Annotated in this window: 26 protein-coding genes; 10 read left to right on the top strand and 16 right to left on the bottom strand. The window is 64.7% G+C overall.

Annotation, left to right across the window (positions count from 1 at the left end):
• Positions 1-12: 12 nt before the first annotated feature.
• On the top strand, positions 13-1,908 hold the full coding sequence (dxs, locus tag CAG18_RS20465; protein WP_024086183.1) for a 1-deoxy-D-xylulose-5-phosphate synthase: 1,896 nt from the start codon (positions 13-15) through the stop codon (positions 1,906-1,908).
• 132 nt (positions 1,909-2,040) lie between these two features.
• Here the strand turns inward: dxs and CAG18_RS20460 are convergent, their stop codons facing one another.
• The 12 genes from CAG18_RS20460 to nrdR all read right to left on the bottom strand — a co-directional run bounded on the left by CAG18_RS20460 (position 2,041) and on the right by nrdR (position 10,779).
• Positions 2,041-2,853 carry a cobalamin-binding protein gene (locus tag CAG18_RS20460; RefSeq protein ID WP_085721426.1) on the bottom strand — a complete coding sequence of 271 codons (813 nt, stop codon included), beginning with the start codon at positions 2,851-2,853 and terminating at the stop codon, positions 2,041-2,043.
• Positions 2,853-3,272 (bottom strand): hypothetical protein, encoded by a 420-nt coding sequence (locus CAG18_RS20455; RefSeq protein ID WP_015268780.1) that lies wholly within the window; start codon positions 3,270-3,272, stop codon positions 2,853-2,855. The genes CAG18_RS20460 and CAG18_RS20455 overlap by 1 nt, the downstream gene beginning before the upstream one ends.
• Positions 3,269-3,886 (bottom strand): GTP cyclohydrolase II, encoded by a 618-nt coding sequence (gene ribA / locus CAG18_RS20450; protein ID WP_015268779.1) that lies wholly within the window; start codon positions 3,884-3,886, stop codon positions 3,269-3,271. The genes CAG18_RS20455 and ribA overlap by 4 nt, the downstream gene beginning before the upstream one ends.
• Positions 3,887-4,050: 164 nt before the next feature.
• Positions 4,051-4,794 carry an ABC transporter substrate-binding protein gene (locus CAG18_RS20445; protein WP_015268778.1) on the bottom strand — a complete coding sequence of 248 codons (744 nt, stop codon included), beginning with the start codon at positions 4,792-4,794 and terminating at the stop codon, positions 4,051-4,053.
• 16 nt (positions 4,795-4,810) lie between these two features.
• Positions 4,811-5,314 carry a phosphatidylglycerophosphatase A gene (locus tag CAG18_RS20440; protein ID WP_004376077.1) on the bottom strand — a complete coding sequence of 168 codons (504 nt, stop codon included), beginning with the start codon at positions 5,312-5,314 and terminating at the stop codon, positions 4,811-4,813.
• Complete coding sequence (thiL, locus tag CAG18_RS20435; protein ID WP_015268776.1) at positions 5,311-6,279, bottom strand: thiamine-phosphate kinase; 969 nt, start codon at positions 6,277-6,279, stop codon at positions 5,311-5,313. The genes CAG18_RS20440 and thiL overlap by 4 nt, the downstream gene beginning before the upstream one ends.
• 18 nt (positions 6,280-6,297) lie before the next feature.
• The gene (nusB, locus tag CAG18_RS20430) at positions 6,298-6,798 is read right to left on the bottom strand and encodes a transcription antitermination factor NusB (RefSeq protein WP_013970674.1); all 501 of its coding nucleotides are present in this window, start codon (positions 6,796-6,798) and stop codon (positions 6,298-6,300) included.
• Positions 6,795-7,271 carry a 6,7-dimethyl-8-ribityllumazine synthase gene (gene ribE, locus CAG18_RS20425; RefSeq protein ID WP_003255395.1) on the bottom strand — a complete coding sequence of 159 codons (477 nt, stop codon included), beginning with the start codon at positions 7,269-7,271 and terminating at the stop codon, positions 6,795-6,797. The genes nusB and ribE overlap by 4 nt, the downstream gene beginning before the upstream one ends.
• Before the next feature lie 92 nt (positions 7,272-7,363).
• A complete protein-coding gene (gene ribBA / locus CAG18_RS20420) occupies positions 7,364-8,455 on the bottom strand; it encodes a bifunctional 3,4-dihydroxy-2-butanone-4-phosphate synthase/GTP cyclohydrolase II (protein WP_003259341.1) in 1,092 nt (363 codons plus the stop codon).
• An 18-nt stretch (positions 8,456-8,473) separates the two neighbouring features.
• Positions 8,474-9,139, bottom strand: coding sequence for a riboflavin synthase (locus CAG18_RS20415; protein ID WP_003255399.1), 666 nt, complete (start codon positions 9,137-9,139; stop codon positions 8,474-8,476).
• A gap of 42 nt (positions 9,140-9,181) precedes the next feature.
• Positions 9,182-10,312 carry a bifunctional diaminohydroxyphosphoribosylaminopyrimidine deaminase/5-amino-6-(5-phosphoribosylamino)uracil reductase RibD gene (gene ribD, locus CAG18_RS20410; RefSeq protein ID WP_085721425.1) on the bottom strand — a complete coding sequence of 377 codons (1,131 nt, stop codon included), beginning with the start codon at positions 10,310-10,312 and terminating at the stop codon, positions 9,182-9,184.
• Between the two features lie 2 nt (positions 10,313-10,314).
• Positions 10,315-10,779, bottom strand: a complete 465-nt coding sequence (gene nrdR, locus CAG18_RS20405) for a transcriptional regulator NrdR (protein ID WP_003255402.1) — start codon at positions 10,777-10,779, stop codon at positions 10,315-10,317.
• A gap of 106 nt (positions 10,780-10,885) precedes the next feature.
• On the opposite strand from nrdR, the gene CAG18_RS20400 reads away from it, so the two are divergent.
• Genes CAG18_RS20400 through trxA form a run of 3 tightly spaced genes read left to right on the top strand, consistent with a single transcriptional unit; the run spans position 10,886 to position 12,914 of the window.
• Positions 10,886-11,338, top strand: coding sequence for a YbaY family lipoprotein (locus CAG18_RS20400; RefSeq protein ID WP_039614618.1), 453 nt, complete (start codon positions 10,886-10,888; stop codon positions 11,336-11,338).
• 48 nt (positions 11,339-11,386) lie between these two features.
• Positions 11,387-12,010, top strand: coding sequence for a methyltransferase (locus CAG18_RS20395; protein ID WP_256573421.1), 624 nt, complete (start codon positions 11,387-11,389; stop codon positions 12,008-12,010).
• A gap of 31 nt (positions 12,011-12,041) precedes the next feature.
• Positions 12,042-12,914 (top strand): thioredoxin, encoded by an 873-nt coding sequence (gene trxA, locus CAG18_RS20390; protein ID WP_013970670.1) that lies wholly within the window; start codon positions 12,042-12,044, stop codon positions 12,912-12,914.
• 131 nt (positions 12,915-13,045) lie between these two features.
• On the opposite strand, the gene CAG18_RS20385 is transcribed toward trxA, so the two are convergent.
• Positions 13,046-13,390 (bottom strand): hypothetical protein, encoded by a 345-nt coding sequence (locus CAG18_RS20385; protein WP_085721424.1) that lies wholly within the window; start codon positions 13,388-13,390, stop codon positions 13,046-13,048.
• A gap of 130 nt (positions 13,391-13,520) precedes the next feature.
• Here CAG18_RS20385 and CAG18_RS20380 point away from each other — a divergent pair, with 130 nt between their 5' ends.
• The 5 genes from CAG18_RS20380 to CAG18_RS20360 all read left to right on the top strand — a co-directional run bounded on the left by CAG18_RS20380 (position 13,521) and on the right by CAG18_RS20360 (position 17,513).
• Complete coding sequence (locus tag CAG18_RS20380) at positions 13,521-14,099, top strand: DUF2796 domain-containing protein (protein WP_085721423.1); 579 nt, start codon at positions 13,521-13,523, stop codon at positions 14,097-14,099.
• Positions 14,100-14,810 carry an ABC transporter ATP-binding protein gene (locus tag CAG18_RS20375; protein ID WP_015268771.1) on the top strand — a complete coding sequence of 237 codons (711 nt, stop codon included), beginning with the start codon at positions 14,100-14,102 and terminating at the stop codon, positions 14,808-14,810.
• Positions 14,810-16,075: an ABC transporter permease gene (locus CAG18_RS20370; protein WP_085721422.1), complete on the top strand. Its 1,266-nt coding sequence runs from the start codon at positions 14,810-14,812 to the stop codon at positions 16,073-16,075. The genes CAG18_RS20375 and CAG18_RS20370 overlap by 1 nt, the downstream gene beginning before the upstream one ends.
• 150 nt (positions 16,076-16,225) lie before the next feature.
• Complete coding sequence (locus CAG18_RS20365; protein WP_015268769.1) at positions 16,226-16,720, top strand: DUF3299 domain-containing protein; 495 nt, start codon at positions 16,226-16,228, stop codon at positions 16,718-16,720.
• A 109-nt stretch (positions 16,721-16,829) separates the two neighbouring features.
• Positions 16,830-17,513, top strand: coding sequence for an OmpW family protein (locus CAG18_RS20360; protein WP_015268768.1), 684 nt, complete (start codon positions 16,830-16,832; stop codon positions 17,511-17,513).
• On the opposite strand, the gene CAG18_RS20355 is transcribed toward CAG18_RS20360, so the two are convergent.
• Positions 17,501-18,706, bottom strand: coding sequence for an MFS transporter (locus CAG18_RS20355; protein ID WP_015268767.1), 1,206 nt, complete (start codon positions 18,704-18,706; stop codon positions 17,501-17,503). The genes CAG18_RS20360 and CAG18_RS20355 overlap by 13 nt on opposite strands.
• Positions 18,707-18,808: 102 nt before the next feature.
• Here CAG18_RS20355 and CAG18_RS20350 point away from each other — a divergent pair, with 102 nt between their 5' ends.
• Positions 18,809-19,252 (top strand): helix-turn-helix domain-containing protein, encoded by a 444-nt coding sequence (locus tag CAG18_RS20350; protein ID WP_015268766.1) that lies wholly within the window; start codon positions 18,809-18,811, stop codon positions 19,250-19,252.
• A 114-nt stretch (positions 19,253-19,366) separates the two neighbouring features.
• On the opposite strand, the gene CAG18_RS20345 is transcribed toward CAG18_RS20350, so the two are convergent.
• Positions 19,367-20,299, bottom strand: a complete 933-nt coding sequence (locus CAG18_RS20345) for an NAD-dependent epimerase/dehydratase family protein (protein ID WP_015268765.1) — start codon at positions 20,297-20,299, stop codon at positions 19,367-19,369.
• On the bottom strand, positions 20,292-21,176 hold the full coding sequence (locus CAG18_RS20340) for a sugar nucleotide-binding protein (RefSeq protein ID WP_085721421.1): 885 nt from the start codon (positions 21,174-21,176) through the stop codon (positions 20,292-20,294). The genes CAG18_RS20345 and CAG18_RS20340 overlap by 8 nt, the downstream gene beginning before the upstream one ends.
• Positions 21,177-21,391: the final 215 nt, after the last annotated feature.

Here is a 21,391-nt window from a genome sequence, read left to right as displayed (position 1 = left end):
ACGACTCGCCTGATGCCCACGACGTTTCAAGAGATCCCCCGCGAACGCCCGGTCACGCCGTTGCTCGACCGCGCTGACACGCCTGCCGGCCTGCGCCGGCTGGCCGAAGCCGACCTGGAGACCCTGGCCGACGAACTGCGCCAGGAACTGCTCTACACCGTGGGTCAGACCGGTGGGCATTTTGGTGCCGGCCTGGGTGTCATCGAGCTGACCATCGCCCTGCACTACGTCTTCGACACCCCCGACGACCGGCTGGTGTGGGACGTGGGTCACCAGGCCTACCCGCACAAGATCCTCACCGGGCGCCGTAACCGCATGCTCAGCCTGCGCCAGAAGGACGGCATCGCCGCCTTCCCGCGCCGCAGCGAGAGCGAGTACGACACCTTCGGCGTCGGCCACTCCAGCACCTCGATCAGCGCTGCACTGGGCATGGCAATTGCCGCCCGCCTGCAGAATAGCGACCGCAAGTCGATCGCGGTGATCGGTGACGGCGCGCTGACCGCCGGCATGGCCTTCGAGGCGTTGAACCACGCCCAGGAAGTCAACGCCGACATGCTGGTGATCCTCAACGACAACGACATGTCGATTTCGCGCAATGTCGGCGGCCTGTCCAACTACCTGGCCAAGATCCTCTCCAGCCGCACCTATGCGAGCATGCGCGAAGGCAGCAAGAAAGTGCTGTCGCGCCTGCCGGGCGCCTGGGAAATCGCCCGCCGCACCGAAGAGTACGCCAAAGGCATGCTGGTGCCGGGCACGCTGTTCGAAGAACTGGGCTGGAACTACATCGGCCCGATCGACGGCCACGACCTGCCGACCATGATCGCCACCCTGCGGAATATGCGTGACCTCAAGGGCCCGCAGTTCCTGCACGTGGTGACCAAGAAGGGCAAGGGCTTCGCCCCAGCCGAGATCGACCCGATCGGCTACCACGCCATCACCAAGCTGGAGCCGGCCGACAAACCCGCCGCACCGAAGAAAGCCAGCGGCCCGAAATACTCCGCAGTGTTCGGCCAGTGGCTGTGCGACATGGCTGCCGCCGACAACCGCCTGGTGGGCATTACCCCGGCGATGAAGGAAGGCTCCGACCTGGTCGAGTTCAGCGAGCGCTACCCGGAGCGTTACTTCGACGTGGCGATCGCCGAGCAACATGCCGTGACCCTGGCGGCCGGCATGGCCTGCGAGGGCAGCAAGCCGGTGGTGGCGATCTACTCCACCTTCCTGCAGCGCGCCTACGACCAGCTGATCCACGACGTGGCGGTACAGAACCTTGACGTGCTGTTCGCCATCGACCGCGCCGGCCTGGTCGGCGAAGACGGCCCGACCCACGCGGGCAGCTACGATCTGTCATACCTGCGCTGCATCCCGGGCATGCTGGTGATGACCCCAAGCGATGAAAACGAGCTGCGCAAGATGCTCAGCACCGGCCACCTGTACAACGGCCCGGCGGCTGTGCGTTACCCCCGTGGCACCGGCCCGAACGCGCCGATCAGCGGTGACCTGGAGCCGCTGGAAATCGGCAAGGGCGTGGTCCGTCGCCAGGGCGAGAAAGTCGCCTTGCTGGTGTTCGGCGTGCAACTGGCCGAGGCCATGCAGGTGGCTGAGCAGATCAACGCTACCGTGGTCGACATGCGCTTCGTCAAACCGCTGGACGAGGCACTGGTGCTGGAACTGGCCGCAAGCCATGAGCTGCTGGTGACCATCGAAGAAAACGCCATCATGGGCGGTGCCGGTGCGGCTGTGGGTGAGTTCCTGGCCAGCCAGGCGATCGTGAAACCGCTGCTGCACCTGGGGTTGCCGGACATCTATGTCGAGCATGCCAAGCCGGCGCAGATGCTGGCTGAGTGCGGGCTGGATGCGGCTGGGATCGAGGCTTCGGTGAAGGCTCGGATGGCCAGGCTCGGCCTGTAATCCCCGGGGGCCGCTTTGCGGCCCAATCGCCGGCAAGCCAGCTCCCACCTCGACCGCGCCAGCCTCAAGTCATGCGCTATCCCTGTGGGAGCCTGGCTTGCCAGCGATCGAGGGCGCAGCCCTCGCAGAACCTCACTTGGGCGTTGACGCGTTAGCCTCGAGCAGCGCACACAAGCGCGCCGTAGCTTCGATCATCTGCCCACTAGGCCGCTCCAGGCCTTTGTCTGGCACCACCAGTAAACGATCATCGGCAACCGCACTCAGTTGCGGCCAGGCCTTCCAACTCTCCAGCTGCGCCTGATCACCCGCCAGAATGACCTGCGGATTGCGCAGCAGCACAGACTCCACATTTACCTGCGGCGCCGCCTGGGTGAGATCGGCGAAGACATTACGCGCGCCGCAAACGGCCAGGGCATCGCTGACCACCTGCCGGCCACCGAGCGTGTACAGCGGTCGGTCCCAGACCTGGTAGAACACCTGCAAGGGCTCGTCCCGTCGATACTGCTGGCGCAGCTGCCGCAGCCGGTCACGCAGGGCCTGGGCATACCGATGGCCCTGTTCGGCACGGCCGATTCGTTCGGCGATGGCTTCGATCTGCTCGATCAGCTGGTCGATGTCATGGGGTTCTGCGCTATACGTTGCGATACCCAGGCGCTTGAGCTGGTCGCGTTGGGCCGGCGGCACGCTGCCCGGCCACAGCAGCAACAGGTCGGGGCGCAGGCTGAGCAGGCGTTCGAGGTCCAGTTGCCCCTGGCGCCCCACCGAGGGCAACTCGCGCAGCGCCGCCGGCCGTTCGCCACCGTCGAGCACACCGACCAGCAGGTCATCGGCCTGCAGTTCGAGCATGATCTCGCTCATCGACGGGGCCAGGCTGACCACTCGCAGGGGTTCGGCGGGCAGTGCGGAGCAGACGAGCAGCGCCAGCAGGCCGGGCAGCAGGCGCATCAGCCGAGCTGGCGTGGAATACGATAGAGGTACAGCACCACTGCGGTGGACAACGCCAGCAGGATCTGCGGCACCGCCTCGAGGCCGACCAGCACCGACAAAGCGGCGACCCAGGCCGGGAAGCAGGCATACAACATAGCCAGGCGCCGCACCCGCGCCAGTTCGATCCAGGCGGCGGGCTCTTCTCCAGTGCCGAGCACCTTGGAAGTGGCGATGAGGGCGCGCTTGTAGGCACTGAAGCGCGGCAGGCTGAGGAACATGGTCGCCGCGCCGGCAATGAACAGTGGCATGGCCAGCACCGAGGCCAGCGCATCACCGCCACCGAAGGCCCAGGCCATCACTGGCAGCGGCACCAGGCCCACCGCCAGGTATTGCCACCAGGCCAGCGCCAGGCGCCGCTTGACCTCGGCGCGGGTCACGCCTGAGGCACCTCGCCCTGGTGCTCGTTACCCAGCATGTGGCCCAGCTTGCCGGCCTTGGTTGCCAGGTAGTAGCGGTTGTGCGGGTTGTGCCCGGTGTGCAGCGGTACGCGCTCGGCGACGACGATGCTCATGTCGGTCAGGGCTTTGACCTTGCGCGGGTTGTTGGTCATCAGGCGCAACGACTTCACGCCCAGGTGCTCCAGCATCGGCAGGCACATGGCGTAGTCGCGCTGGTCGGCGGCGAAGCCCAGGCGCTCGTTGGCCTCGACGGTATCGGCGCCACCGTCCTGCAGCTCGTAGGCGCGAATCTTGTTCAGCAGGCCGATGCCACGGCCTTCCTGGCGCAGGTACAGCAGCACGCCACGGCCTTCACGGGCGATGGCCTGCAGCGCGGCTTCCAGCTGCGAGCCGCAGTCGCAGCGCTGGCTGAACAGGGCATCGCCGGTCAGGCACTCGGAGTGCAGGCGCCCCAGCACCGGCTGGCCGTCCGCGATGTCACCCAGGCTGAGCACCACGTGCTCACGGCCAGTGGCTTCGTCGAGGAAGCCATGCATGGTGAAGGTCGCGAAGGGAGTCGGGAGTTTAGAGGCGGCAACAAAGACGACGGGCACGTTGTGCTCCTGGAATAAGTTTAAATTTCTCGTGGGCCGATTGTATCAGCAGGTTGGGGGATGTGGGCTGGCTGAATACCGTGGGGTAAGATCGAAAAGTTCGATGCTTAGCAAAGGTCTGTACTCAATCCTGTGGGAGCGGGCATGCCCATGAAACGGGGCGCTCAATGTGGTTTGCTATCCGGGCTGAACGGATACGGCTGCTGCCAGTGCTCGAAGATCGGCTTCAGCTCACCACTGCGCACCAGCTCGGTCATGCGCTTGTCGAACAGGTCGCGCAGGGCCTTGGCCTGGTCGCTGCGGGCAAAGGCCAGGTACAGCGGCAGTTCGGCCACATGGGTGCGGCGGAAGCGCTCGGGCTGGGAGGTCTGGCCGAGCACATAGTCGATCTCGGTCAGCGCATCGATGTAGAAGTCCACACGGTCATGCTCGAGCATCGGCAGGATGCCTTCGCGGCGCTGGACTTCGCGGAAGTCATGCACATCGGGCAGATAGCTACCGAAGTCGTAGCCACGCACCCAGGCCAAGCGGTAGCGGCCTATGGTCTGCCGAGTAGGCACTGGCTTGCTGACCAACCCTAGCGCGTAGATGTGGTCCATGTCGAAGTGCCAGCGCGGGTACAGGTTGTCGTCGTTCTCTTCCTTGTACGAGCCTACCCAGGCGTCAGCCTCGCCACGCTTCACCAGCCCGACCGCACGGCTGTAGGGCGCGCTCTGGGTCACTACCTTGACCCCGGCCGGCTCGAACACCTTGCGCAGCACGTCCCAGGCTACCCCGGTACCGTCGGCGTTGGTGTAGTCGAGCCACTCTTCGCTGACCAGGTGGATCTGTTTCGGCACACCCTCGGCAGCCGCCGCCCACGGGGCAAGGCTCAGCAGCATTGCCAGCAGCACGGTCCTCATGGCCATTCACACGCTCCCTGTATCAGGCAACCGCCCAAACCAGAACCTGCATCCCCAGCCAGGCAAACACGCCAGCCAGGATATCGTCGAGCATGATGCCAACGCCCCCATGCACATGACGGTCGACCCAGCGGATCGGCCACGGCTTGAGAATGTCGAAGAAGCGGAACATCAGGAACCCCGCCAGCAGCCACTGCCAGCCTTCCGGCACCAGCCAGAGGGTTATCCACATGCCGACGATCTCGTCCCAGACAATGCCTTCATGGTCGTGCACGCGCAAGTCATTGGCGACCTTACCGCATAGCCAGAAGCCGAACAGCATGCTCACGCCCAGCAACAGCCAGTAGCCCCAGTCGGGCAGCATCTGCCACAGCGGGATGAACGGTATGGCCACCAGCGAGCCCCAGGTGCCCGGCGCCTTTGGCAAGGTGCCAGAACCGAAACCGAAGGCGATGAAGTGCCACGGGTTGCGCCAGACCGAAGGCGGAACAAACTCCGCAGGCACCTGGTTGGGGTGATCGGTCACGGTGTCTCCCTAAAATGTTGATAGCCGCGTTGCCGCGGGGTGATGTCCTGGCCCTGCCGGTCGCGCAGGCTCACACCCTGCCCTTCGAGCACCCGCCCGATGACGTGGAATGCCGCCAGGCCTTGTGCCTGCAGGGATGAAAGCTCGGCTGGCGGCAAGGTGAACGCCAGCACGTAGTCATCGCCACCGGTCAGCGCCGCGTGTACGGCCGCCTCGGCGCCGAGCAAGCCCTGCAGGGCGGATGACACCGGCACCTGCTCCAGGTTCACTTCGAGCGCCACGCGGGAGCCCTTGGCGATATGCCCGCAGTCGGCCAGCAGGCCGTCGGAAATATCCAGTGCCGAAGTTGCACGCCCGCGCAGCAACTGGCCCAGGGCGAACTGCGGCGACGGCGACCAGTAATGGTCGAGCAACGGTTGCGCCAGCGCGGCATCGGCCTGGCGCTGGCCCAGCACCAGCGGCAAAGCCCCTGCCGCGTTACCCAACTCGCCCCCGACGCAAAGCAGGTCGCCCGGGCGAGCGCCATCACGGCGCAACGCCTGCCCCACCGGAACCCGGCCGAACACGGTCATGGTGATACTCAGGGGGCCGCGAGTGGTGTCGCCACCGATAAGGCTTAGCTGGCAGTGGCCGGCCATGCGGTTGAGGCCGCTGGCGTAGGCTTGCAGCCAGTCGGCGCTGACCTCGGGCAAGGTCAGGGCAAGGGTGAAGCCGATGGGGGTGGCGCCCATGGCAGCCAGGTCGCTGGCCGCCACGGCCAGCGAGCGCTGGCCGAGCAACCAAGGGTCGCACAGAGCCGGAAAATGCACCCCGGCAACCAGGGTGTCGGTGGACACCGCCAGTTGCTCGCCGGCAGGAAGGCCCAGCAAGGCGCAGTCGTCACCAATGCCAAGAGCCACGCCTTCACCGCCTTGCGCACAGGGCGCGGCGGCGAAGTAATGGCTGATCAGCTCGAACTCACCCATGGTCCGCAAGCGCCAGGATCAGCGCTTGTTCGCCTTGACTTCTGCTTCGCGCAGGTTCGGGGCCAGCTTGTCCAGCACACCGTTGACGAACTTGTGGCCATCGGTGGCACCGAAGACCTTGGCCAGCTCGACACCTTCGTTGATCACCACGCGGTACGGTACGTCGACGCGTTTGATGAACTCCCAGGTAGACAGACGCAGCACGGCCAGCTCGACCGGGTCGAGCTCTTCCAGTGCCAAGTCCAGGCATGGCTTCAGGGCGCTGTCGATTTCGCTCTTGATCGCCGGGACCCCATGCAGGATCTCGCGGAAATAAGCGCCGTCGACATCGGAGAAATCGTTATCGACCCGGAACTGCGCTTCGATCTCGTTCAGCGAATGCTGCGCCATGTGCCACTGGTACAGTGCCTGGGTCGCGAGCTTGCGGGCTTCGCGGCGCTTGGCACTCTTCGATGGCTTGCCGGCATCCGCAGGTTTTGGATCGCGCGGGTTGAAACGATCGCTTTCGTCGCTAATCACTTGGCCTCCAACTGCGCCAGCAGGCTGACCATTTCCAGAGCGGACAGGGCAGCTTCAGCACCTTTGTTGCCGGCCTTGGTGCCGGAACGCTCGATGGCCTGCTCGATGGAGTCGACGGTCAGTACGCCGAAGGCCACCGGAACACCGAACTCCATGGACACCTGGGCCAGGCCCTTGGTGCATTCGCCCGCCACGTATTCGAAGTGCGGGGTACCACCACGGATCACGGCGCCCAGGGCGATGATCGCGTCGTAGGCGCCTTGCTGGGCGACCTTCTGTGCCACCAGCGGGATTTCGAATGCACCCGGGGCACGGATGATGGTGATGTCGCTTTCGCTGACACCGTGGCGTACCAGGGCATCAACGGCACCGCTTACCAGGCTTTCGACGACGAAGCTGTTGAAGCGGCCAACCACCAAAGCATAGCGACCTTTGGGGGCGATGAAGGTACCTTCGATGGTCTTCAGGGTCATTCCGATATTCTCATCTTCAAGAGCGAGGCCGCATGCTGGCGGCCTCGACAGGGGTATGGACTCGAGCTGGAGGGCGTCACTGCCGCCTCAAGTCACTCGGAGGGCACGTATTCTACAACTTCCAGATCGAATCCGGATATCGCGTTGAACTTCATCGGCGAACTCATCAGGCGCATCTTGCGCACACCGAGGTCGCGCAGGATCTGCGAACCTGCACCCACGGTGCTGTAGGTGGTCGGTGCCTTGACTGGTGCATCGCCAGCGCTTTCGCGGATGTGCGCCAGCAGCACGTCGCCGTCCAGCGGGTGCCCCAGCAGCAATACCACGCCGCTGCCGGCCTCGGCCACGGCAGCCATGGCGGCGCGCAGGCTCCAGCGGCCCGGTTGCTTGACCAGCAGCAGGTCGCGCAGCGGGTCCATGTTGTGTACGCGGACCAGGGTCGGCTCTTCGGCGCAGATCTTGCCCAGGGTCAAGGCCATGTGCACGTCACCTTCCACCGCGTCGCGGTAGGTGACCAGGTTGAACTCACCCAGCTCGCTCTCGACCGGTTGCTCGGAGACGCGCTGCACGGTGCGCTCGTGGATCATGCGGTAGTGGATCAGGTCGGCGATGGTGCCGATCTTCAGGCCGTGCTCGGCGGCAAACACTTCCAGTTCGGCGCGGCGCGACATGGTGCCGTCGTCGTTCATCACTTCGCAGATCACGCCACTTGGCTCGAAACCGGCCATGCGTGCCAGGTCGCATGCGGCCTCGGTGTGGCCGGCACGGGCCAAGGTACCGCCAGGCTGGGCCATCAGCGGGAAGATGTGGCCAGGGCTGACGATATCTTCGGCCTTGGCGTCCTTGGCAGCGGCCGCCTGCACGGTACGTGCGCGGTCAGCGGCGGAGATGCCGGTGGTGACACCTTCGGCGGCTTCGATCGACACGGTGAACTTGGTGCCGAAGCCCGAGCCGTTGCGCGGCGCCATCAGCGGCAGCTTCAGGGTCTCGCAGCGCTCGCGGGTCATCGGCATGCAGATCAGGCCGCGGGCGTGCTTGGCCATGAAGTTGATGTGCTCAGGCAGGCAGCACTCGGCCGCCATGATGATGTCGCCTTCGTTCTCGCGGTCTTCGTCATCCATGAGGATGACCATTTTGCCCTGGCGGATGTCTTCGACCAGTTCTTCGATGCTGTTGAGCGCCACGCGGCACCCCCTTCTCAATCAGGATTTCAAGAAGCCGTTGGCGGCCAGGAAGCTTTCGGTAATGCCACTGCCCTTGCTCGGTTCGGCAGCCTTGTCACCCAGCAGCAGACGCTCCAGGTAACGGGCCAGCAGGTCGACCTCAAGGTTTACCCGACGCCCTGCACGGTAGTCGGCCATGATGGTTTCGGACAGGGTGTGCGGGACAATGGTCAGCTCGAACTCGGCGCCATTGACCTCGTTGACCGTCAGGCTGGTGCCGTCGACGGTGATCGAACCCTTGTGGGCGATGTACTTGGCCAGTTCCTTCGGTGCACGCACGCGGAACTGGATGGCGCGGGCGTTATCGCTGCGCGAGATGATTTCGCCGACCCCGTCGACGTGGCCGCTGACCAGGTGCCCGCCCAGCCGGGTAGTGGGAGTCAGGGCTTTTTCCAGGTTGACCTTGCTGCCGCTCTTGAGGTCGATGAAGGCGGTGCGCTTGAGGGTTTCGACGCTGACGTCGGCCCAGAAGCCGTCGCCCGGCAGTTCGACGGCGGTCAGGCACACGCCGTTGACGGCGATGCTGTCGCCGAGCTTGACGTCACCCAGGTCGAGCTTGCCGGTTTCGACGTATACGCGCACGTCGCCACCCTTGGGGGTCAGGCTGCGGATGGTGCCGATGGATTCGATGATGCCGGTGAACATGGGGTCTTCCTCAAAAACGTTTTGCGCAGGGCAAGCCAGGCATTATACGCGGGGTGCCGGCAGGGGGATGGCCGTGACCCGCCAGTCATCGCCCACTGCGCGCATTTCGGTAATTTTCAGCCGCGGCGCTTCGCTCATCTTGTCCAGTGGCCAGTCCAACAGCGGACGGGCCTGGGAACCGAGGAAAGTGCCGGCGACGAACAGCTGGTACTCGTCGATCAGGCCTTGCCGGGCGAAGGCGCCGACCAGGCCGGCACCGGCTTCCAGCAGGACTTCGTTGATGCCGCGGGCCGCCAGTGCCTGCAGCAACGCCGACAGGTCTACCTGGCCATTGTCACCCGGCAAGCTGAGCAGTTCGTGGCCGGCAGCGGCATAGCGCGGGTCATCTGCGACAGCGGTCACCACCAGCGCCGGGCCAGCCTGGAAAAACGGCGCATCCAGCGGCAGGCGCAGGTGGCCATCGATCAGCACTCGCAGCGGTGTGCGGCTGAGAGCCAGGGCAGTGGTTTCGGCATCCAGGCCCAGCTCGGCGCCGCGCACGGTCATCCGCGCGTTGTCGGCCAACACGCTGGTGGCGCTGGTCAGTACCACGCTGGAGCGGGCACGCAGGCGCTGCACCGCCGAGCGGGCGGCCGGGCCAGTGATCCACTGGCTTTCGCCACTGGCCATGGCGGTGCGGCCATCCAGGCTCATGGCCAGCTTGGCGCGAACGAACGGCAGACCGTGCTCCATACGTTTGAGGAAACCGGGGTTGAGTGCGCGGGCCTCGGCCTCGAGCACGCCGCTGGCCACTTCGATACCGGCCTCGGCCAGGCGCCGCAGGCCCTGCCCCGCCACTTGCGGGTTGGGGTCCTGCATGGCGGCTACCACCCGTGCCACGCCTGCCTTGACCAGCGCTTCAGCGCACGGTGGCGTGCGGCCATGATGGCTGCACGGCTCAAGGGTGACATAGGCACAGGCGCCACGGGCACGCTCACCGGCCTGGCGCAGCGCATGCACTTCGGCATGCGGCTCGCCGGCGCGCACATGCCAGCCTTCGCCGACCACCTCGCCATCGCGCACGATCACGCAGCCTACGCGCGGGTTCGGGTGGGTGGTGTACAGGCCCTTGCGCGCCAGCTCCAGCGCGCGGGCCATGTAGTGGGCGTCGAGGATGGCAGCTTGACTGGGCATGGTCACTCTTTAGCCGGCTCGCGAGCCAGGCGGTCGATTTCTTCGCGGAACTCGTCGAGGTCCTGGAAGCGCCGGTAAACCGAGGCAAAACGGATATAGGCCACTTCGTCGAGCTTGCGCAGCTCGGCCATGACCATCTCACCCACTACCAGCGATTTGACTTCACGCTCGCCGGTGGCACGCAGGCGGCTCTTGATATGCGCCAGCGCAGCTTCCAGGCGCTCGACGCTGACCGGGCGTTTTTCCAGTGCCCGCTGCATGCCGGCGCGCAGCTTTTCTTCGTCGAAGGGTTGGCGCGTGCCGTCCTGCTTGATCAGCCGGGGCAGCACCAGCTCGGCGGTTTCGAAGGTGGTGAAGCGCTCGCCGCAGGCGACGCATTCACGGCGGCGGCGCACCTGCTCGCCCTCAGCGACGAGACGAGAGTCGATTACCTTGGTGTCGTTGGCACCGCAAAAGGGACAGTGCATGGTGGCAGGCAACAAAAAAAGGGAGGGCCATGGTAGCGCATCCCACTGGCAAGACAAGCCAAAGGGGTTAACATCCATGGGAAATCTGCCCGTGAAGGACTACCCCATGCACTACCGAGCGCTCGTCGTGCTGTGCTGCGCCGCCCTGCTCGCTGCCTGCGGCAGCGACAGGCCGAAGCCCGACACCCCTCCGGCACCCACGCCAGCCCGCACGGCCAAGCCGGCCGCAGTACTGGGCCCGCTGCCGGCCTACCAGCGCGAGCTGAGCGGCACCTTGCTGGAAATCCCCGCCGGTGCCGACGTGGAGCTGGCCTTGCTGGTCATCGACGAACGCGACCGCCCACAACGCTTGCTGGCCAGCAGCAACCTGACCGGCACCGGCCAGGCCCTGCCCTACCAACTGCGCTTCAACCCCGAGGCCTTCCCCGCTGGTGCCCGGGTCGAGCTGCGCGGCCGCGCCAGCAGCTCTGGCCAGCTGATCATGCACCTGCCGCCGGTGCGCATTACCCAGGCCCAGACCCAGGCCACCGGTCCGCTGCGTTTCGAGAAGGCGCCGTAAGTGGCGCCAGTCTCCCTACAACAGCCCCTGCAATAAGCCCTCAGCGGCCTGATCGGCGAAGCGCGTCTTGTCGTCAGCGAGCTACCCGGCTGCGACCTCAAGCTGTGGCTGATCGACGACCAGAACATGGACCGCGCCTTCAGTAGCGAGGAGACTCGGCGCATTCTTGAAGATCCGCCCTACTGGAGCTTCTGTTGGGCCAGCGGCCTGGCCATGGCCCGTTATCTGGCCGAGCACCCGGAATGGGTAGCCGGCAAGCGCGTGCTGGATTTTGGCGCCGGCTCCGGTATCGCCGGTATTGCCGCCGCCCGCGCCGGTGCGCTGGAAGTGGTGGCCTGCGACCTCGACCCGTTGGCACTCGATGCCTGCCGCGCGAATGCCGCGCTGAACGGGGTGGAACTGGGTTACAGCAGCGATTTCTTCGCCGAAGACGATCGCTTCGACCTGATCCTGGTTGCCGACGTGCTGTACGACCGCGCCAACCTGCCGCTGCTGGATGCCTTCCTCGGCCGCGGGCGCCAGGCGCTGGTGGCCGACTCGCGGGTACGCGACTTCAGCCATCCGCTGTACCAGCAGCTGGGCGTGCTGGAAGCGCTGACCCTGCCGGACCTGGCCGAGCCGCACGAATTCCGCCGGGTCAGCCTGTACCACGCCAGCCGCGACACCTTATAGTGGTGTTATCCACGAGTTTGCGAGAGTCGCGATGACCCAAGACACGCCTTACATTTTCGACGCTACCGATGCCACCTTCCAGCAACTGGTTATCGAGAACTCCTTCCACAAACCGGTGCTGGTGGATTTCTGGGCCGAGTGGTGCGCGCCGTGCAAGGCACTGATGCCGCTGCTGGCGAAGATCACCGAGGGTTACCAGGGCGAGTTGCTGCTGGCCAAGATCAACTGTGACGTGGAGCAACAGGTAGTTGCCCAGTTCGGCATCCGCAGCCTGCCGACCGTGGTGCTCTTCAAGGACGGCCAGCCGGTGGACGGTTTTGCCGGTGCGCAGCCGGAATCGGCGATCCGCGCCATGCTCGAGCCGCACGTGCAACTGCCTGCCGCGCCCACCGCCTCGCCGCTGGAGCAGGCCAAGGGACTGTTTGCCGAAAGCCGTTTTGCCGAGGCCGAAGCGCTGTTGCAGGCGCTGCTGGGTGAGGACAACAGCAATGCCGAGGCACTAATCCTGTATGCCCGTTGCCTGGCCGAGCGCGGGGAGCTGGGTGAGGCCCAGGTGGTGCTGGATGCGGTCAAGACTGACGAGCACAAAGCTGCACTGGCCGGTGCCAAGGCACAACTGACCTTCCTGCGCCAGGCCGCCAGTCTGCCGGAAGTGGCTGACCTGAAAAGCCGCTTGGCGCAGAACCCGCAGGATGATGAAGCGGCTTATCAGCTGAGCGTGCAGCAGTTGGCGCGCCAGCAGTATGAAGCGGCGCTGGAAGGGTTGTTGAAGCTGTTCCAGCGTAACCGTGGTTATGAGAACGGGCTGCCGCAGAAGGCGTTGCTGCAGGTGTTCGAGCTGCTGGGCGGTGATCACCCGCTGGTCGGCGTGTATCGTCGCAAGTTGTCGGCGGCGATGTTCTGACAATGCCGGGGCCGCTTTGCGGCCCATTCGCAGCACAAGGCTGCTCCTACACCACGTGTTGCGTAGTCCCTGTAGGAGCAGCCTTGTGCTGCGAATGGGCTGCAAAGCAGCCCCCAAAATCCTGAAAGCCTTCACCCAACCCAGTGATACACCGGCGCGTCCACGCCACTTTCCACCTTGACTTCACTGCTATGCCGCAAGCGCACCAGCAGCCGCTTACCCGCCGCCGTACTTCCCGCCAGCCCTTCGAGCCGATCCAGCAATTCCGGCCCGCTCATCTGCCCCGCCAGGCGCAACACCTCACGCGCCGCAGTCCATTGCCCGTCATCCTGACGAGTTGTCGCCACGGTTTCCGCTGTTGCGGTCTGTGCCACCGCAGGCAATTCGATCCGCCGCCCCAGTTGCGCCCACTCTTCAGGCGCCAGCTCGATGGTCAGATCCACAGGCCAGTCACCAATCTGTCCACGAATTCTCATGCTGCATTCCCTGAACCCAAGTCAATGCCACCATCCTACCCCAACATGAAACCTGCGCCACGCAGGCTGGCAGCACGCGGAAAAGTTGTTATAACATAACCCGATCTTCCCGCCCGCTCCGGAGTCGTCCATGCGTCGCCTGTTGCTTGCCTTGCCCTTCGCCCTGCTGCCCCTGGCCGTGGCCCAAGCCCACGATGATGACCATGATCACGACCACGCCCACGGCACCCTCGGCGCCCACGAGCATGGCGTGGCCAAGCTCAATGCCGTGCTCGATGGCAACACTCTGGAGCTGGAGTTGGACAGCCCGGCAATTAATCTGGTCGGCTTCGAACACGCTGCCAACAGCGACGCCGACAAGGCCAAGGTCGCGGCGGTGCGCCAGCAGCTGGAGCAGCCACTGAAGCTGTTCGGCCTGCCCGCCGCTGCCGGTTGCAAGGAAGACCAGCAGGAACTGGAAAGCCCGCTGTTCGGTGATGCCCCGAAAGCCGACGACGATGGTGACGACCACGAGCACAGCCACCAGCACAGCGACATCGGCGCCCATTACCAGCTGACCTGCGCCAACCCCGACAAACTGACGCAGGTGGACCTCGCTCCGCTGTTCAAGGCGTTCCCGGCTACCCAGAAAATCACCGTTCAACTGATCGGCCCCAATGGCCAGAAAGGCGTGGAAACCACACCGGCCAAGGCCGCGGTCGTGTTCTGAATGCGCCAGCCGTTGATCGAACTGCATGACCTGGTCTTCGCCTGGCCCGGACAGCCGGCGCTGCTGGATATTCCGGCATTCCGCCTGGAAGCTGGCGAAGCCCTGTTTCTCAAGGGCCCCAGCGGCAGTGGCAAGACCACATTGCTGGGCCTGCTGGGCGGGGTGAACGTACCGGGCCAGGGCCGCATCCAGTTGCTCGGCCAAGACCTCTGCCGTCTGGGCCAGGGCGCCCGTGACCGCTTCCGGGTCGACCACACCGGTTATATCTTCCAGCAGTTCAACCTGCTGCCGTTCTTCTCGGTGCGCGAAAACGTCGAGCTGCCCTGCCGCTTCTCGCGCAGCCGCAAGGCCCGCGCTGAGCAGCGCCATGGCAGTGTCGACCAGGCAGCCAGCACCTTGCTGGCCCACCTGGGCCTGGACGACCCCGCCCTGCTCGCCCGCCGCGCCGACAGCCTGTCGATCGGCCAGCAACAACGGGTTGCTGCCGCCCGCGCACTGATCGGCCAACCCGAACTGGTGATCGCCGACGAACCGACCTCGGCGCTGGATGCCGACACCCGCGAAGCGTTCATCCGCCTGCTGTTCGATGAATGCCGCGCCGCCGGTGCCAGCCTGCTGTTCGTCAGCCACGACCAAAGCCTGGCGCCGCTGTTCGACCGCCACCTGTCGCTGGCCGAACTCAACCGCGCCGCCAAGCCCCGGGAGGCCTGATGTACCTGCTCCGCCTTGCCTTGGCCAGCCTGGCCAACCGCCGCTTCACCGCATTCCTCACCGCCTTCGCCATCGCCCTGTCGGTGTGCCTGCTGCTGGCCGTTGAGCGGGTCCGTACCGAGGCCCGGGCCAGCTTCGCCAGCACCATAAGCGGTACCGACCTGATCGTCGGCGCCCGCTCCGGCTCGGTGAACCTGCTGTTGTACTCGGTGTTCCGCATCGGCAACGCCACCAACAATATCCGTTGGGACAGCTATGAGCACTACGCCAAGGACCCGCGGGTGAAATGGGCCATCCCCATCTCGCTGGGCGACTCGCACCGTGGTTATCGAGTGATGGGCACTACCGGCGACTACTTCAGCCATTACCAGTACGGCCGCCGCCAGCACCTGGAATTGAGCCATGGCCGCGCGTTTGCCGATGATCCGTTCGAGGTGGTGCTGGGTGCCGAAGTGGCCGAGGCGTTGCACTACAAACTGGGCGACAAGCTGGTACTTGCCCACGGCGTGGCCGCGATCAGCCTGGTCAAGCACGACGACAAGCCGTTCACCGTAGTCGGAGTGCTCAAGCGCACCGGTACGCCGGTCGACCGCACGCTGCATATCAGCCTGGGCGGCATGGAAGCCATCCACATCGACTGGCACAACGGGGTGCCGGCCCGTGGCGCCGGGCGTATCAGCGCCGAGCAGGCACGGACCATGGACCTGCAGCCTGCCGCCATCACTGCGTTCATGATCGGCCTGAACAGCAAGATCGCGACATTCAGCCTGCAGCGGGAGATCAATGAATACCGCAGCGAGCCGTTGCTGGCTATCCTGCCCGGGGTAGCCCTGCAGGAGCTGTGGAGCCTGATGGGCACCGCGGAGCAGGCGTTGTTCGTGGTGTCGCTGTTCGTGGTGCTGACCGGCCTGATCGGCATGCTTACGGCGATTCTCACCAGCCTCAATGAACGCCGCAGGGAGATGGCGATATTGCGCTCGGTTGGTGCCAGACCGTGGCATATCGCAGGGCTGCTGGTGCTGGAGGCACTGTCGCTGGCGGCGGTCGGGATCGCTGCAGGGCTTGGCTTGCTGTATGCGGGAATCGCCTTGGCACAAGGGTATGTGCAGGCCAACTATGGTTTGTACTTGCCGCTGGCCATGCCGAGTGCTCATGAATGGACGTTGCTGGCTATCATCCTGGGAGCTGCGCTGTTGATGGGCAGCGTACCGGCGTGGCGGGCCTATCGGCAGTCGCTGGCCGACGGCTTGTCCATTCACCTCTGAGGGCGTGCAATGATCCAATACCTCACTGCCTTCTTCGCGGGTGAACCCGCTCCCACAAGGTCCACCACAAGCTTCAAAGCCTATGCAGGACCTGTGGGAGCGGGTTCACCCGCGAAGAGGCCAGTACAGGCAGTACAACTACTACTGGTCATGCTGCTTTCGCTGGCATCGCCCATCTGGGCCTCGGAACCCCGCGAACTTGACTGGCCCGCCCTCATCCCCGAAGGCGCCCCGGTCATCCCGCCCCAACTCGCGCCGTTGCACGACATGTCGCAGCTCAGCAACGCCCTGTCCGCCGAGTCCGCCCCACCGGCGCGCCAGCAGGCCCCCGATGCTCCAGTGGTAAAAAGCCTCGACGGCCAGCAGATCAAACTGCCCGGCTACATCGTGCCGCTGGAGGTGAGCGAAGAAGGCCGCACCACCGAATTCCTGCTGGTCCCCTACTACGGCGCGTGCATCCACGTGCCACCGCCACCGTCGAACCAGATCGTGCACATCTTCAGTGAAATGGGCGTTCGCGTAGAAGACCTCTACCAGCCCTACTGGATCGAGGGGAAGCTGCAGGTTAGAGCCTCCAGCAGCGAACTGGCCGATGCCGGCTACCAGATGGAAGCCGAGAAAATATACGCTTATGAGCTGAGATGAGAACTGTTTCGAATTCGTGACGACGCTTCTTTGAGCTGGGTCAAACTTTCTGTTTAACGGCATCCGTACCATTGGACTACTCGATTACTCACGTCCTCTGGGAGCTTCCATGAACAAGTCCTTGCTCAGCGCCGCCCTCGCGGCCCTGGCGCTCGCTGCCCCTGTCGCCCACGCCCACCAGGCGGGTGATGTCATCGTCCGTGCCGGTGCCATCACCGTTGCCCCCAACGAAAGCAGCGGCGACCTGAAATTCGACGGCAGCAAGGTATCGGGCACCAAGGCGACCTTGGACAGCGACACCCAACTGGGCCTGACCTTCGCCTACATGCTCACCGACCATGTCGGCCTCGAGTTGCTGGCGGCCACCCCGTTCAAGCACACCGTCGGCGTCAAAGGTCTGGGCGGCGGCCTGGACGGCAAGTTGGCCGATATCAAGCAACTGCCACCGACCCTGTCGTTGCAGTACTACCCGATGGAACCAACTTCCAAGTTCCAGCCGTATGCCGGCGTCGGCATCAACTACACCCTGTTCTTCGATGAGGACCTCAGTAGTGCACGCAAGCAGCAGGGCTTCAGCAACCTGAAGCTGCAAGACTCGGTCGGCATCGCCGGTCAGCTGGGCATGGACTACATGATCACCGACAACCTGCTGGTCAACGCTTCGGTCTGGTACATCGACATCGACACCAAGGCCAGCGTCGACGGCCCGTCCGCACTGGGCTACAGCAAGACCAAAGTCGACGTCGATGTCGACCCATGGGTGTACATGGTCGGCCTTGGCTACAAGTTCTGACCTGAACACTGCAGGGCGGCTTCGGCCGCCCTCGCGCGTTGCAGCCATAACCAGTACCCCAACGCGACCGCGCTGATGCCCATCCCGAGCCCACACACCGCTGCCCAACCCCAATGGGCATACACCCAACTCGCCAGCACTGCCCCCACTCCACTGCCAAGCGAATAGCAGCACATGTAGGCGCCGATCAAACGGCTGGCCATTGCGCCACGCCCGGCCAGCAGCAGGCTCTGGTTGGTGACATGCACCGCCTGCACGGCAAAGTCCAGCATCAGCACACCCAACCCGAAGGCCATCAGTGAATGCCCGACGAAGGCCGTGGGCAGCCATGACAGCACAAGCAGAATCAGCGCTACCCCGGTGGTGCGCTCCCCCAGCCCCTGGTCGGCCAGGCGACCGGCGCGCGCTGCCGCCAATGTGCCGGCAACACCCGCCAGGCCGAATAGACCGATCGCGGTATGGCTCAGCGCCAGTGGCTCGGCACTCAGGGGCATGACCATGGCACTCCAGAGCACGCTGAACGCAGCGAAGATCAACACGCCGAACAACCCGCGCTGACGTAGCAGCCGGTCGTGCCGGTACAGCCTGAACTGGGCAACGATCAGCGCCCGGTAGCCAGACCGCAGCGACACCGGTTGCCCCACGGGCAGGCTGCGCCACAGCACAAGGGCCAGCAGTATCAACAACCCTGCGGTAATCAGGTACACGCTGCGCCAGCCAGCCAGGTCGGCAAGCCCGCCCGAGACCAGCCGCGCCAGCAAAATGCCCAGCACTATGCCGCTGGTGACGGTGCCCACGGCCTGCCCCTGCTGGCCGGGGTCGGCAAGGCTCGCTGCATGCGCCACCATCACCTGCACCATGACCGCCATCAGCCCGGTGATAGCCAGGGCCAGCAGCAATAGCGCCCAGTTGGGCGCCATGCCTACCCCAACCAGCGCCAGGGCCGAGAACAGCAATTGCCCGAGCAGCAGGCGCTTGCGGTCGATCAGGTCACCCAGCGGCACGATCAGCAACAACCCCAGGGCGTAGCCCGCCTGGGTCGCGCCAACTACCCAACCGATCTGCTGCTGCGCCACGCCAAGGTCAGCGGCCATCGACTCGAGCAGAGGCTGGGCGAAATACACTGTCGCCACAGCCATGGCGCTGGTAATGGCCAGCAGCAGGGTTATCCAGCGTGTAAGTGCAGGGTTCATCGGGCTGGTCTCGTCAATCTGGTTTCGAATTGAAACCACATGCTGGCTATTTAGCAAATGTAGTTTTAATCTGCAACCAGATGATCACGAAAGGCCCCGTCCATGCTCGATGAAAACAATGCGCAATGCCCCGTAGCCCGGGCGCTGGAGGTACTGGGAGACCGCTGGGCGCTGATGATCCTGCGCGACGCATTCGATGGGCTGCGGCGCTTCAGTGAATTCCAGAAGAACCTGGGGCTGGCGAAGAACATCCTCGCCTCACGGCTGAAGTGGCTGGTGGAGAGTGGGCTGCTGACGATGCAGCCGGCGTCGGATGGCAGTGCCTACAAGGAGTATGTGCTGACCGAGAAAGGGCGATCGGTGTTCCCGGTGGTGGTTGGCTTGAGGCAGTGGGGGGAGCGGTTTCTGTTCGAGGCGGGCGAGGTGCGTTCGGAGTTGGTGGATGGTGATACGGGGCAGGCGCTGGAAACACTGCAGGTGCGGGCCCGGGATGGGCGGGTGCTGGCGGCAGGGGATTGCCTGCGAAAAGTGGTGCGGCATGAGTGATTCTGGGGCTGCTGCGCAGCCCATCGCCGGCAAGCCAGCTCCCACCGGGACCGCGTACTCGCTCTCGGGGAGCTGGCTTGCCGGCGATAGGGGCGCAAAGCGCCCCCAAGCAATTCAGCCCTTGCCCAGAAGCCGCGACAAGCCCTCGACCATCGGCGTCGCCTGCGGAAACTCGAACCGCGCCAACAAGCGCTGGTTATCCGCCCGCGAATGGCGAATGTCACCCGAACGTGCCGCCACATAGCTGACCGCCGGCAAGCTACCCACCACCTTCTCAAGCGCTGCCAGCAGCTGGTTAAGCGATGTGGCCTGGTTGAGGCCGATATTCACCGCGCCCTCCTCGACCTGCGGCTGCTCCAGCGCCTGCACCATCACCTGCACCAGGTCGCCCACGTAAAGGAAGTCCCGGGTCTGCTCACCATCACCGAATACGGTAATCGGCAAACCCTGCACAGCACGTTGGGAGAAGATGCTGATCACCCCGGAATACGGCGAGGACGGGTCCTGGCGCGGCCCGAAGATATTGAAGAAGCGGAACACCACCGGCTCCAGGCCATGCTGACGACGGTAGAAGTCCAGGTACTGCTCACTGGCCAGCTTGTCCACGGCATAGGGGGTCAGCGGCGCCTTGGGAGTGTCTTCGGCAATCGACTCGCCTTCACCATTGTTGCCATACACCGCCGCACTGGAGGCGAACAGCACCCGGCGCAGCCCATGCACGCGCATGGCTTCGCACACGTTGAGGGTACCGATGAAATTGCTCTGGTGGGTCCGCACCGGGTCCTCGACCGAGGCCTGCACCGAGGCCACCGCAGCCAGGTGCACCACGGCACTGCAGCCAGCCGTAACCTGCGTAACCAGCTCGGCATCGGCGACATCGCCTTCAACCAGTTCCAGCCGAGGGTGGCCAACCTGCAGGTTGCCCCGCTGGCCAGTGGAGAAATCGTCGAGAATGCGTACGGCGTAGCCTTTCTCCAACAACGCATCGCACAGGTGGGAGCCAATAAAGCCGGCACCGCCGGTGATCAGGATGGGGGCGTCAGCCATGGCGGTAGAACCGGTCCAGTAGAGGCGGCAAGCCGGCGCGCCAGGCGCGCGGCTTGATGCCGAAGGTATGAAGGATTTTCTTGCAGGCCAGTACCGCGTGCTGCGGCTCTTCGCTGGCATCCGGCCGTGCGGCATGTGCCTGCGGCGTCGGCGCCTGCACGGCCAGCTGCCGGTACTGGTCTGCCTCGGCGAGGATCGCCTGGCCCAGCGCCAGCGGCGTGGTCGCCTCGTTGCCGGCGTAATGGTAGGTGCCCCACAGCGGCGCACTGCAATCGAGTTGTTTGAGCACCGACAGGATCACCCGGGCGGCGTCGTCGACCGGCGTAGGGTTGCCACGCCGGTCATCGGCCAGCAGCAGCTCCTGGGGTTGCTCGGCGCGGGTAAGGAAGCGGCCCAACGCCCCGTCGATGCTTTCGTCGAGCAGCCAACCAAAGCGCAACAGCACGTGTTGCGGGCAAGCCGCGCGAACGCTCTGCTCGATACGCCACAGGGCCTGGCCACGCAGGCCCAGCGGTACCGGCTCGTCCTTTTCGCTGTAGGCCGTGGCCCGAGAACCATCGAACACCCGGTAGCTGGATGGCTGAACCAGGGTGATCTGGTGGTGCTGGCACAGCTCTGCCAACCGCTCCACAGCCCGCTCCTGCTGGGCCAGGCGCTGCTCACTGACCGACTCGGCCTGGAACCAGTCGAAGTAATAGGCCAGGTTGACCAGTGCATCGGGACGATGATCGTCGAGCAGCTGGGTGAGGCTGGCCGGCGTCCAGCCGTTCTCGGGTGGACGCGGAGCCAGGAATGCGATGTCCTCCTCGGCCCCAAGACGAATCAGCGCTTGCCCGAGGGCATTGCCACCACCCAACAGCATTAGGCGCATACGCATAGAGTCAGCAGATCCGGAGAGGTTGATTGAAGGAAAGGGGTCATTTTGCGGTTTCCGGGCGGGGAAGTCCAACACCGGACCCGTTCGATGCCACAGGCGGTAGTGATTTCAAAGTTTCACCGTTCAATACCGCAACACGCAGAAATCTCCTACGACATACCAGGAACGAGCTGACTTCCGCGCAACAGCACAACCGCATTGAATAGTTGACTCCC

The sequence above is a fragment of the Pseudomonas sp. B22(2017) genome (assembly GCF_002113105.1).
Lineage (GTDB): Bacteria > Pseudomonadota > Gammaproteobacteria > Pseudomonadales > Pseudomonadaceae > Aquipseudomonas > Aquipseudomonas asiatica.
This window is presented reverse-complemented; position numbering and strand designations above follow the sequence as displayed.